The organism is Curtobacterium sp. MCBD17_034 (genome assembly GCF_003234515.1).
Lineage (GTDB): Bacteria > Actinomycetota > Actinomycetes > Actinomycetales > Microbacteriaceae > Curtobacterium.
On sequence record NZ_QKTN01000002.1, the window covers coordinates 165,734 to 177,963 of the forward strand.

The following is a 12,230-nucleotide window of genomic DNA, read 5'->3' on the forward strand; positions in this document are numbered from 1 at the left end:
CGGTCAGGTCGCGGCGATGACGCCGGTCGCCAGGAGCACCGCGACGACGATCGCGAGCGCCACCCGGTACCAGATGAACACCGCGATGCTGTGCCGCGCGACGAGGCGGAGCAGCCAGGCGATCGCGGCGAGGGCGACGACGAAGCTGACGGCGGTCGCGACGAGGGTGGCGCCCCAGCCGACCGTGGCGCCGATCGCGCTCGCCTCGGTCGCGGCCTCGTAGCCGCCGGCAGCGACGAGCGCGGGGATCGACAGGAAGAACGACAGGCGGGTGGCGGTGACGCGGTCGAGACCTCGGAACAGACCGGCGCTGATCGTGGCCCCGGACCGCGACACGCCCGGCACGAGCGCGAGCACCTGCACGAGACCGATCACGACCGCGTCGGTCACGGTGGTGCGCTGCTCGCCGCGGTCCTGGCGACCGACGCGCTCGGCGACCCACATGACGATGCTCCACAGCACGAGCGCGGCGACGACGACCCAGAGGTTCCGGAGACCGCCCGAGATGAGGTCCTTCGCGAGGAACCCGATGAGGCCGATGGGGATCGTCGCGATGATGACGTACCAGGCCAGCCGGTAGTCGTGGTCGCGGTCCTCGCGATGCGCCAAGCCGCGGAACCACGCGCGGACCAGGCGCAGGATGTCCCGCCAGAAGTAGACGATCACCGCGATGATGGCGCCGACCTGGATCACCGCGGTGAAGGCGGTCACGCCCTGGCTGGCGACCCGGAGGCCGAGCAGCTTCTCGACGATCGTCAGGTGGCCGGTACTGGAGACGGGCAGGAACTCGGTCACGCCCTCGACGATGCCGAGCAAGAGGGCCTGGAGCAGATTCACGCCGGACACTCCATCACGGATCTCCCCAGAAACCGCCCACCGTGCTCGGCTCGGCGTCGGAGCCGACGATGCCTCCCGGCCCCGAGACCGTCCGCCGTTCCCGGGGCGACCGCTCGACGGTCCGCCGTCAGCGGACGCGGGCTGGGCGATCGTCGTACGCGGCGGACGCGCACCCCGACCGGTGAGAGGATGAGCGACGGTCCGTCGCCACGATGGACCCCCCACGACCCAGGAACAGGAGCGACGGTCGGTGACAGACACCCGCACGTCCGCACCCGAGAGCACCGAGAGCACCGAGACGACATCGGGCGGACACGGCGGACGCGGTCTCGCCGCGTTGGCCCTGACGGCACTCGGCGTCGTCTTCGGCGACATCGGCACGAGCCCGCTCTACGCACTCCGCACGGTGTTCACGATCGACAACGGGGCGGTCCGCCCCACCCCGGACGACGTCTACGGCGTCATCTCGGTCATGTTCTGGAGCGTGACGGTCGTCGTCTCGATCAAGTACGTGACGATCCTCATGCGTGCCGACAACAACGGCGAAGGCGGCGTCATGGCCCTCGCCGCGCTCGCTCGTCGGCTGTTCGCCAAGCGCTCCGGCCGGGTGGGGGTCTTCATCCTCATCGGGATCATCGGCGTCGCCCTGTTCTACGGCGATTCCATCATCACCCCGGCGGTGAGCGTGCTGTCCGCGGTCGAGGGACTCGAGGTGGCCGCCCCGGGCGTCGCACACCTCGTCGTCCCGATCGCCGGGGTGATCCTCGCCGGGCTGTTCGCCGTGCAGCGCTTCGGCACCGGCCGTGTCGGCACGCTGTTCGGGCCGATCATGTTGCTCTGGTTCCTCGTCCTCGCGGTCGCGGGCGTCGGCATGATCGTGCGTGACCCCTCGGTGCTCATCGGCCTGTCCCCCACGTACGCGTTCGCCTTCGTGTTCGCCCACCCGACCATCACCTTCGTCGCGATGGGTGCGGTGGTCCTCGTCATCACCGGTGCCGAGGCGCTCTACGCGGACATGGGGCACTTCGGGGCGCCGCCGATCCGCCGCGCGTGGTTCTTCGTCGTGTTCCCGGCGCTGACGCTGAACTACCTCGGCCAGGCCTCGCTCATCCTGCGCGACCCGACCGCACGCCAGAACCCGTTCTTCCTGCTGTTCCCGGACTGGGCGCGGATCCCGGTGGTCGTGCTCGCGACCGCAGCGACCGTCATCGCGAGCCAGGCGGTCATCTCCGGTGCGTTCTCGCTCTCGCGTCAGGCGATGCAGCTCGGTCTGCTCCCGCCGCTGACCGTCCGGCAGACCTCCGAGCGCGAGGGCGGCCAGATCTACCTGCCCGCCGTGAACGCGCTGCTGTTCGTCGGCGTCATCGCCGTGATGCTCGCGTTCCGGTCGTCGGAGCGCCTGGCCACGGCGTACGGGGTGTCGGTGACCGGCGCGCTCGTCGTCGACTCGGTGCTCCTGCTCATCGTCGCCCGGCCGCTGTTCAACTGGCATCGCTGGCAGATCGTCCTGGCCGCGGTCGTCTTCGGCGGTCTCGAGCTGACGTTCCTCGCCGCGAACCTGTCGAAGGTCCTCCACGGCGGGTGGGTGCCGCTCCTCATCGCCGCCGCCGTCATCACCGTCATGACGACCTGGCGTCGCGGGCGGCAGCTCGTGACGGACGAGCGGAACCAGAAGGAGGGCTCGCTCGCGGACTTCATCGACCGCGTCCGGTCCGAGGACCCCCCGCGGGTCGACGGGATCGCCGTGTTCCCGCACCCGAACAAGGACACGACGCCGTTGGCGCTCCGCGCGAACTTCGAGCACAACCACGTGCTCCACCACCACGTGCTCATCGTCTCGGTGCAGACCGCGAACGTCCCGCACGTGCCTGCGTCGAAGGCCTACACGTTCGACGACCTCGGCTACTCCGACGACGGCATCGAGCACCTGACGATCAAGTTCGGGTTCTCCGACGAGCCGAACCTCCCGGTCGCACTCCGTCGAGCGTGCGTCGCCGACGTGCTCTCGCTCGACCCGGACGCCGTGGAGCGCGCCTCGTACTTCGTCTCGCGCGGTGCACTCCGGACCGGCCACGGCCGGGGCATGATGCGCTGGCGCAAGAAGCTGTTCGTGGCGCTCGCGCAGAACGCCGCCAACCCGAGCGCACGCTTCGGCCTCCCCTCGAACAGCACCGTGACGATGGGCAGCGACGTCGACGTCTGATCGAGGCTGACCGTCCAGCGGTTCACGGCCCCCGCGCGGCGCGCTGGCCGGGCCTGCCGACCGGGGAACCGACATGAGGACCCGCCGCCCGATGGGGCGGCGGGTCCTCGTGTCCGTTCCGAGCGCGGTCCGCGCGGCGCTCAGTGGATGGCGGCGCGCAGGGCGGCAGCAGCCGCGGCAGGGTCGTCGGCCGAGTAGATCGCCCCGCCGGCGACCGCGACGGTGGCGCCCGCGTCCTGCACGGCACCGATCGTGTCCGTGGAGACGCCGCCCGCGACCGAGAACGGCACGCCTCCGGCCTTGCCGTCGTCGAGCAGGGTGTCGAACGTGAAGCCCGGCTCGGCCTGCTCGTCGAGACCGGCGTGCATCTCGACGAACGTCACGCCGAGCGCGACGACCTCCTTGGCTCGTGCGGCCTTGTCGGGCACGCCGATGAGGTCGGCGACGACCCCCTTGCCGTGCTTCGTCGCGGCGGCGACGGCGCCGGTGATGGTGCTGTCACCCGCGACACCGAGGACGGTGACGAGGTCGGCGCCGGCCTGGAAGGCGATGTCCGCCTCGAGTTCGCCGGCGTCCATCGTCTTGAGGTCGGCGAACACCGTCTTGTCGGGATGCGCCTCCTTCACCGCGGTGATGGCCGCGAGCCCGGCGCTCTTGATGAGCGGCGTCCCGAGTTCGATGATGTCGACGTGCGGGGCGACCTTGCCGGCGAGCGCGAGCGCGTCCTCGGTGGTCAGCACGTCCATGGCGACCTGGAGCTGCATGGTGGTTCCTCTTCTCTGGTGGTCCGTGGGGTGAGGTGGGTGCGGGTGGTCGGCGGGAGGGTCATTCGAGGTTGGCGTGCCGGGGCCAGAGATCCGCGGCGGGGATCCCGGAGCGCTGCCACGCCGCGTGGAAGAGGGCGTCCCCGACGAGCACGACGACCTGCTCGAAGAGGCCGCCCGCGTACTGGATCGAGGCGCCGTTGCCGTGCGCCTGCTTCTCGGGGGCCGGCACCAGGACGACGGCGTCGGCGAGGTCGGCGAGCGGGGACGCCGCGACCGTGGTGATCACCGCGACCCGGGCCCCGACCTCGCGAGCGGTGGTGGCGGCGCGGACGATGCCCGTGGTGGTGCCCGAGCCACTGGCGGTGAGCAGGACGTCACCGGACCGGATCGCGGGCGTCGTGACGTCGCCCACGACGTGGACCGTCCGACCGAGGTGCATGAGTCGCATCGCCGTCATGCGGAGGGCGAGCCCCGACCGGCCCGCGCCGTGGACGAACACGCGGTCGGCGCCGTCGAGGAGCGCCGCGACGGCGTCGAGCCCGGTGCCGGCAGCGGCGTCCGCGTCGGCGGTCGTGACGACGGCGTCCGCGGCGGCGCGGAGTTCGTCGGAGATGGCGCGGAGGGCGCGGGCCGGCGTGGTGGTGTCCGTCATCACCACGATGCTCCTCGCCCGGGGCCGGATGGGTCACTCCCCCGGCGCACGGGTCCGCCTACCCGAACGAGTGGGTCCGGCAGGTCCGGGTAGGGTCGGCCCATGCCCGTCACCGACCAGGACGCCGACCCCGACGCCGAGACCGGTGCCGACACGCTCGTGGTCGCCACTCGCGCCGCCGCGACCCGCGCCGGCCGCGACCTCTCCGAGCTCGTGGACCAGCACGGCGTGACGCTCGAGTCCTTGCTGGCGGTGCTCCGCTCGGAGCGGCTCGACGACCGCGCGGCCAGGACCGTCGCGACCGAGATCGCCGCGAACGCCCTGGTGGCGATCCGCACGGCGACGGACGATCAGCGGAACCGCGTGCTGGAGCCGGTCGTCGGGGCCTTCGCGCGCCTCCAGACCGACCTGCGGCCGCTGGTGCGGTTCGGTGACCTGTCCGTGCAGTTCGTCGAACCGCCCGCGACCGGTCGGGCGCTCCCGGGTGAGGTCGCGCACGCGGCGCGGGCCATCGTCCGCAGTGCCGTGCTCGCGCTCGTCGACGCGGGCGAGTCCCACCGCGTGCGGATCCAGTGGGACTGCGACGGGCGGAACCTGCTCGTCGACATCCGCGACGACGGTGCCGGGACGCTGACGGAGCACGACGACGTACTCCGCCCCATCGCAGAGCGGGTGACGGCACTGGACGGTCGCTTCGCGGTGTCCTCGACGGCGGGCTGGGGTTCGGAGCTGTCCGTGGTGCTCCCCCTCGACCCACCCGCGGAGCCGGAGCCGCTCGACGCGGTCGTGGCCCTGAGCCGGCGGGAGCGCGAGGTCCTGCGACTCGTGGCATCCGGCGCTCGCAACCGGTCGATCGCGCGCGAGCTCGGCATCAGTGAGAACACGGTGAAGTTCCACGTGTCGAACCTGCTCCGCAAGGCCGGCGCGGCGAACCGGGCGGAGCTGGCCGCACTCGGGCGGTGACCCGGGCGACGATCTCCCTGGCGAGCGGCACCCGGACGCGCGCGACGCCCGACCGCTGCTGCGGCCGGGCGTCGGGCGGGAGGATCGTCAGGCCTGCACGTCGCCGCGCCAGGCGCCGTCCGGGGCGCCCTTCGACTCGATGTACTCCTTGAAGTTCTTCAGGTCCTTCTTGACCGCGTGGCTGCCGGCGCCGACCGCGCCGCCGACCTTCTCGAGGAGACCGGTGGGCTCCCAGTCGAGCTGCACGGTGACGCGCGTGGTCGTGTCCGAGAGCTTGTGGAACGTCACGACGCCCGCGTGGTCCATCTCGCCGCCGGTGCTGTTCCAGGCGACACGCTCGTCGGGGTGCTGCTCCGTGATGTTCGCCTCGAAGGTGCGCTCGACCGGACCGACCTTGATCTTCCACTCGGTGAGGGTCGGGGTCGCCTGCGTGATCGACTCGACCTCGTCGAGGAACTTCGGGAACTCCTCGAACTGGGTCCACTGGTTGTAAGCGACGGAGACGGGGACGTCGACGTCGATGGTCTCGATGATCTGGCTCATGCCTGCTCCTTGCGTTCCACGGTTGCTGTGCAGGCCAGACGGTAGGCCGACCCCGAGGCGGGTGCACGGGCCGGGACGAACATCCCAGTGACCTCGGAGATTGCCGCCGCGGGTGTCAGTCGGTGGCGCCGGTGCGCTCGTCGAACGTCCGGCGCTGCGCGACGATGACGTCCTGGTGTTCGCGGACCCATTCCCCGAGCGTCAGCACGACCGTCTGCAGCGACCGGCCGAGCGCGGTGAGGTCGTACACGACGCGTGGCGGCACCTCGGCGAACACCTCGCGCTGGACGAGACCGTCGCGCTCGAGCGCCCGGAGCGTGACCGTGAGCATGCGCCGTGAGATGCTCGGGATGACGTCGGCCAGTTCCGTGAACCGGTGCGGACGTTCGCCGAGCACGCCGATGACGAGGAGCGTCCACTTGTCGCCGATCCGGGCGAGGAGGGACCGGAACACCTCCGGGTCGTGCTCGGTGCAGAGCCGGCTCATCACGGGCAGCGACCGCATGATCCGGTCCTGCTCGAATGCGGCGTCCCGGGTGTCGGTCACGGTGGTCCTCCTGCTGGTGGTCGGGCGGGCTCGGCGCCTGCATCCGAGCGGCCTGCACGGGCACGTGGGGGCCGAAGCGACGGGGTCGGTCACTCCGCGGTAACAGAGGGTCGTTTGCAGTGACCGACCTCAGCAGGGTACACCCGTTACGTGCAGTAACCGAGGGCGACGTGCCCCGCTGCCGACCAGGAGGAGTCCCATGTCCCTGTTCCGTCTCGACGCCAGCATCCGAGTCGAAGGATCCACCAGTCGTGCCCTCGCCGACATCGTCGAGCAGGAGTGGACGGCCGGTGACCCGGCAGCCGAGGTCGTCCGCCGTCACCTGGGCGTCGACCCGATCCCTGCCGACAGCTGGGCCAGTGCCGTCGCCGCGTCCATGACACCGGAGGACGCACGCACCCCCGAGCAGCGGACCGCGGTCGAACTCGCCGCGACCCTGACCGACGAGCTCGCCGACGCGGACGCCCTGCTGTTCGCCGTCCCGCTGTACAACTTCGGCGTCTCGCAGCACTTCAAGACCTACGTGGACCTCGTCATCACGGACCCGCGGATGGCGCCCGGCCAGACCCCGGTCACCGCCGGCAAGCCCGCTGTGCTCGTGACCGTGCAGGGCGGGAACTACGCCGCCGGCACGCCGCGCGAGGGCTGGGACCACGCGACGGCGTGGATGCGCCGCATCCTGGAGGACGTCTGGCAGCTCGACCTCGAGGTCGTCACGCGCGAGTTCACGCTCGTCGGCGTCAACCCCGCGCTCGACCAGTTCACCGAGCTCGCCGACCAGCTCCGCGCGGCCGCCGAGGAGCGCGCCCGGGAGCACGGCCGCACCCTGGCGACGCGGCGGGCCGCGGCGGCCTGACGCCCCAGCACCCGCCGTCACCGGCGACGACGTGACGGACGGGAGGTCCGCCTCCCGTCCGTCACGCTCGCCACGTGATCAGCTGAGGGGTCCCGCGAGCTCGACGGCAACGGTCGTCGACGGTCTCGACCGGGTGACCCGCCCGCTCGGACGCGCGCCGGGGATCGGACGCGGGCCATTACCCTGTCCCCATGCGGCAGACGGCACCCCGATGAAGGCCCCGACGATCTACGACGTCGCACGGCTCGCGGGCGTGTCGCACCAGACCGTGAGCCGCTACCTGTCGGGCTTCGAGGGCATCCGGCCGGAGACGCGCACGAAGGTCAAGACGGCGCTCGACGAGCTGCAGTACCGGCCGAACTCCGCCGCTCGGTTGCTCCGCGCCCGCCGCTCGAACCGGATCGCGGTGCTCGCCCACCACATCGACTACACGGGGCCGGCCCGCATGCTCGCCGGGGCGACGCAGACGGCGCAGGAGCGCGGGTACGTGCTCGACGTGGTGATCACGGCGGACCTCGACCGCGACGCGATCGACGAGGCCCTGGCCGTGGCGACCGGGCACCAGGTGGTGGGGATCCTGGCGACGGCACAGACCGAGCTGATGCTCGAACGCATCCAGAGCCACGCCGCGAGCGTCCCGGTGGTCATCGACTCGCGCATCGAGTCGTTCCCGGGTGGCCCGACCGTCAGCGAGGAAGCCGGCCGCCTCGCCGCCGAGCACCTGCTCGAGCTCGGGCACCGGCGCGTCGGCTACCTCAGCGGCCCGGTCGACTGGATCGCCGCGGTCGAGCGGTCGGAGGGCTTCGCCCGGTGCTTCCGGCAGGGCGGCGGCGAACTCGTCTGGCAGCACGCCGGCGACTGGTCCGCCGGCTCCGGGCACGCGGCGTGGCGACGGTTGACCGCCGAGGAACGGTCCGTCACGGCGATCGCGACGGGCAACGACAGCATGGCGATCGGGCTCCTCTCGGCGGCCGCCGCCGACGGGGTCGTGGTGCCCGCCGACCTCAGCGTCATGGGCGGCGACGACCTCGACGAGGCACGGTACCTCGTCCCCGCACTGACCACCGTCACGGTCGACTTCGCCGGTGAGGGCCGGTACCTCATCGAGAAGCTCCTGGCGGGGCTGCCCGGGGCCGCGCCGGACGCGCCCGTGACCCCGCCGAACCCCGTGCGGGCCGCGGTCCGCGCGTCGACGCGCCGGATCTGACGGAGCGGAGCACCGCCTCCCGGCCACGCGCGGCGACGCGAGCGGAACAGGTGCTTGCGCGATCCGCCCGGATGCGGTTACTGTCATCGCCACCGACGGATGTTATCGACAACATCCGCAGAGCGAAGGTCAACGATGACGACTTCCCCCCGGTTCAGTGGCGTGCTCTTCGGCGCCGCCTACTACGCCGAGTACCAGCCCGCTGGCACCCTCGACGCCGATCTCGACCGCATGCGCGACGCCGGTTTCACGGTCATCCGCGTCGGCGAGTCCGTGTGGTCGACCTGGGAGCCCCGCGAGGGCGTGTTCGACCTGGACTGGCTGCAGCCGGTCCTCGACGGGGCCCACGAGCGCGGCATCGGCGTCGTCCTCGGCACGCCGACGTACGCCGTGCCACCGTGGCTCCAGCGCCTGCACCCGGAGATCGCCGCCGAGCCGTCGACGGGCCACCGCAACGGCTGGGGCGCCCGGCAGGAGATGGACCAGTCCCACCCCGCCTACCGGTTCTACGCCGAGCGCATCGCCCGCAAGGTCGTCGCCCGGTACGCCGACCACCCCGCGGTCATCGGCTACCAGGTCGACAACGAGCCGGGCATGCAGCTCCCCCACAACGAGCACACCTTCCAGCGGTTCGTCGGCTGGCTCGAGGACCGCTACGGCACCGTCGAGGACCTCAACCGCGAGTGGGGTCTCGTCTACTGGTCACACCGACTCAGCGACTGGGCCGACCTCTGGCGGCCCGACGGCAACGCGATGCCGCAGTACCAGCTCGAGTGGCGCCGGTTCCAGTCGACACTCGCCACGGACCTCATCGCCTGGCAGGCCGACCTGGTGCGCGAGTACGCCCGCGACGACCAGTTCGTCACGACCTGCATCTCGTACTCCCGCCCACAGGTGTCCGACGACGAGCTCGTCGCGTCCCTCGACGTGGTCGCCGGCAACCCGTACTACAAGATGCAGGACGGCCTCGACTGGCACGCGGAGGTCCAGCGCGAGGCCGAGTGGTGGCACACCGGCGTGTGGGCGCTGTTCGAGTGGGGCGACCGCGCCTGGTCCTCGGCGGACACGCAGTACCTGGTCACCGAGACGAACGCGCAGTCCATCGGCGGGTCGTGGCAGAACCACCCGCCCTACCCCGGGCAGATCAAGCAGGCCGCGTTCGCCCTGCTCGCCCGCGGCGGCCGGATGATCGAGTACTGGCACTGGCACACCCTGCACTTCGGCGTCGAGACCTACTGGGGCGGCGTCATCCCCCACAGCCAGGTCGGCGGCCGCATCTACCGCGAGGTCTCCGAGCTCGGTGCCGCGCTCGGGGCGATCGGGTCCGCGCTCGACGAGCACGTGCCCGACGCCGACGTCCTGCTGCTCTACAGCACGGACACGAAGTGGGCGTTCTCGTTCTACGGGCCGCTCGCGAAGGCGGACGGCAGCCCCGACGAGCACGCGTACTCCCGCATCTTCGACGCCCACTACCGCGGACTGTTCGAGGCCGGCGCGCAGGTGCGGGTCCAGCACGTCCGCCGGTTCCTCGACACCCCCGTCGAGGAACTCGTCGCGCGGTTCCCGGTGCTCGTCGCACCCGCGGTGTACGTCGCCGAGACGGCCGTGCTCGAGCACATGCGGGACTACGCCGAGGCCGGCGGGCACCTGGTCGTCGGCATCCGCACCGGCTACGGTGACGAGCTCGCGCGGGCCCGGCTCGCGGTCGCCCCCGACGTGCTCGCGGGGCCGGCGGGCGTGCACTACGACGAGTACAGCAACCTCGGCGCGCCGCTCGCGGTCACCGCCGCGTCCGACGCAATGACGCTCGAGCCGGGTGCCGCCGCCACCGAGTGGGTCGACTTCCTGCAGGTCGACGACGCCGAGGTGGTCGTGTCGTACGCCCCGACCGAGTTCGGTCTGGAGGCCGCGCTCACCACCCGCACGACCGGTCGCGGCCGGGTGTCCTACCTGGGCACGGTCCCGGACCCCGCGCTCGGGCGGAGCATCGCCCGCTGGCTCGTGCCCACCACGGCGAAGCAGGCGTGGTCCGCCCCGGACCCCGTCACCGTGTCGACCGGCACCGCCGGCGACCGGCGCCTCGCCTTCGTGTCGAACTGGTCCGCCGAGACGACGCAGGTCGTCGCGCCGGCAGCCGCCGTCGACCTCGTCTCCGGCGCCGAGTACGCCGCCGGCGACCCCGTACCCCTCGACCGACGCGCAGCAGTCGTGCTCGAGGTCCGGGGCTCCTCGATCGAGTAGTCCCTCCCTCCACCGAAAGAAGACCATGAGACGTCCACGCAGCGCCGCGCTGGCACTCGGAGCGATCGCCGTCACGATCACGCTCGCACTCACCGGTTGCAGCCCGTCGAGCACCAGCGGCGGGTCCACCAAGGCGGTGAGCCAGTCCGACATCGACAAGGCGATGAACACGCCGACCACCCTCACCTTCTGGACCTGGGTCCCCGACATCCAGAACGAGGTCAACCTGTTCGAGAAGAAGTACCCGAAGATCAAGGTCAACGTCGTCAACACGACCGGCGGCTCGCAGCACTACCCGAAGGTCCGCGCGGCTCTGAAGGCGGGCAAGGGCATCCCCGACGTCGCGCAGATGGAGTACGACTACATCCCGTCGTTCACCCAGACGAAGAGCCTGCTCGACCTGACGCCGTACGGCGGAGCCAAGCTCAAGGACGAGTACACGGACTGGGTCTGGAACCAGGTCGACCAGAACGGCGGCGTGTGGGGCATCCCGCAGGACTCCGGCCCCCTCGGCACCCTCTACCGCAAGGACATCTTCGACAAGGCGGGCGTCGCCGCGCCGAAGACCTGGTCGGCCTTCGCGTCCGCCGCGCAGCAGGTCAAGTCGAAGACCGGGTCGTACATCACGGACCTGCCCGGCAACGACATGTTCCAGATGATCAGCTTCTTCTGGCAGAAGGGCGCGAAGCCGTTCTCGTACGACGGCAAGAAGACGGTCGGGATCGACCTGGACTCCAAGGCCGACCAGCAGGTCGTGTCGTACTGGCAGGACCTCATCGACAAGAACCTGGTGGCCACGGACCCGGACTTCACGGACGACTACTACCAGGGGCTGTCGCGGGACAAGTACGCGTCGTGGCTCGTCGCCGCGTGGGGCCCGGTGTTCCTGCAGGGCACCGCGAAGAACACGAGCGGCAAGTGGGCCGCTGCGGACATCCCGCAGTGGCAGGCGGGTCAGAACGTGTCCGGGAACTGGGGTGGGTCGTCGGACGCCGTGATGGCCGCGACGAAGCACCCGATCCAGGCGTACGAGCTGGCCAAGTTCATCAACAACGACCAGCAGTCGACGCTCCAGCTCGCGAACGAGCAGTACCTGTTCCCGACGAAGACGTCGACGCTCACCGACGACTCGTTCACCAGCCAGAAGTCGGCGTTCTACGGCGGCCAGCAGGTCAACCAGTTCTTCGCCGGTGTCTCCGACACCGTCGACAAGAAGTTCGAGTGGCTGCCGTTCATGGACTACGTGAACTCGAGCTACGCGAACACGCTCGGCAAGGCCATCAGCAACCACGGTGACCTCACGGCGGCCCTCGCGACCTGGCAGTCCCAGGTGACGAGCTACGCCAAGCAGCAGGGCTTCACCGTCAAGTGACCGGACGGGGGCGGGGCCACCAGGCTCCGCCCCCACTTCTCA

The 12,230-nt window shown here is 71.1% G+C and carries 11 protein-coding genes; 6 read left to right on the forward strand and 5 right to left on the reverse strand.

Going from position 1 to position 12,230, the window contains the following annotated elements:
• Positions 1-3: 3 nt before the first annotated feature.
• Entirely contained in the window at positions 4-837 is an 834-nt protein-coding gene (locus tag DEI92_RS04540) for an undecaprenyl-diphosphate phosphatase (RefSeq protein WP_111012533.1), read from the reverse strand.
• 250 nt (positions 838-1,087) lie between these two features.
• Here DEI92_RS04540 and DEI92_RS04545 point away from each other — a divergent pair, with 250 nt between their 5' ends.
• Entirely contained in the window at positions 1,088-3,040 is a 1,953-nt protein-coding gene (locus tag DEI92_RS04545; RefSeq protein WP_111008756.1) for a potassium transporter Kup, read from the forward strand.
• Positions 3,041-3,180: 140 nt separating this feature from the next.
• Here the strand turns inward: DEI92_RS04545 and hxlA are convergent, their stop codons facing one another.
• Positions 3,181-3,804, reverse strand: a complete 624-nt coding sequence (gene hxlA / locus DEI92_RS04550) for a 3-hexulose-6-phosphate synthase (protein ID WP_111008755.1) — start codon at positions 3,802-3,804, stop codon at positions 3,181-3,183.
• Positions 3,805-3,865: 61 nt separating this feature from the next.
• On the reverse strand, positions 3,866-4,459 hold the full coding sequence (hxlB, locus tag DEI92_RS04555) for a 6-phospho-3-hexuloisomerase (protein WP_111012840.1): 594 nt from the start codon (positions 4,457-4,459) through the stop codon (positions 3,866-3,868).
• A 102-nt stretch (positions 4,460-4,561) separates the two neighbouring features.
• On the opposite strand from hxlB, the gene DEI92_RS04560 reads away from it, so the two are divergent.
• On the forward strand, positions 4,562-5,422 hold the full coding sequence (locus DEI92_RS04560; RefSeq protein ID WP_111008753.1) for a LuxR C-terminal-related transcriptional regulator: 861 nt from the start codon (positions 4,562-4,564) through the stop codon (positions 5,420-5,422).
• A gap of 87 nt (positions 5,423-5,509) precedes the next feature.
• On the opposite strand, the gene DEI92_RS04565 is transcribed toward DEI92_RS04560, so the two are convergent.
• Together DEI92_RS04565 and DEI92_RS04570 are read right to left on the reverse strand one after the other, a co-directional pair.
• Positions 5,510-5,965, reverse strand: a complete 456-nt coding sequence (locus DEI92_RS04565) for an SRPBCC family protein (protein WP_111012534.1) — start codon at positions 5,963-5,965, stop codon at positions 5,510-5,512.
• A 115-nt stretch (positions 5,966-6,080) separates the two neighbouring features.
• Complete coding sequence (locus DEI92_RS04570; protein ID WP_309147128.1) at positions 6,081-6,512, reverse strand: helix-turn-helix domain-containing protein; 432 nt, start codon at positions 6,510-6,512, stop codon at positions 6,081-6,083.
• Positions 6,513-6,711: 199 nt separating this feature from the next.
• Between DEI92_RS04570 and DEI92_RS04575 the strand changes: the two genes are divergently transcribed.
• The 4 genes from DEI92_RS04575 to DEI92_RS04590 all read left to right on the forward strand — a co-directional run bounded on the left by DEI92_RS04575 (position 6,712) and on the right by DEI92_RS04590 (position 12,188).
• Positions 6,712-7,368, forward strand: a complete 657-nt coding sequence (locus DEI92_RS04575) for an FMN-dependent NADH-azoreductase (RefSeq protein ID WP_111012535.1) — start codon at positions 6,712-6,714, stop codon at positions 7,366-7,368.
• Between the two features lie 211 nt (positions 7,369-7,579).
• Positions 7,580-8,575: a LacI family DNA-binding transcriptional regulator gene (locus DEI92_RS04580; RefSeq protein ID WP_111008750.1), complete on the forward strand. Its 996-nt coding sequence runs from the start codon at positions 7,580-7,582 to the stop codon at positions 8,573-8,575.
• Positions 8,576-8,710: 135 nt separating this feature from the next.
• Positions 8,711-10,816 carry a beta-galactosidase gene (locus tag DEI92_RS04585; RefSeq protein ID WP_111012536.1) on the forward strand — a complete coding sequence of 702 codons (2,106 nt, stop codon included), beginning with the start codon at positions 8,711-8,713 and terminating at the stop codon, positions 10,814-10,816.
• A 25-nt stretch (positions 10,817-10,841) separates the two neighbouring features.
• Positions 10,842-12,188 carry an ABC transporter substrate-binding protein gene (locus DEI92_RS04590; protein ID WP_258370065.1) on the forward strand — a complete coding sequence of 449 codons (1,347 nt, stop codon included), beginning with the start codon at positions 10,842-10,844 and terminating at the stop codon, positions 12,186-12,188.
• Positions 12,189-12,230: the final 42 nt, after the last annotated feature.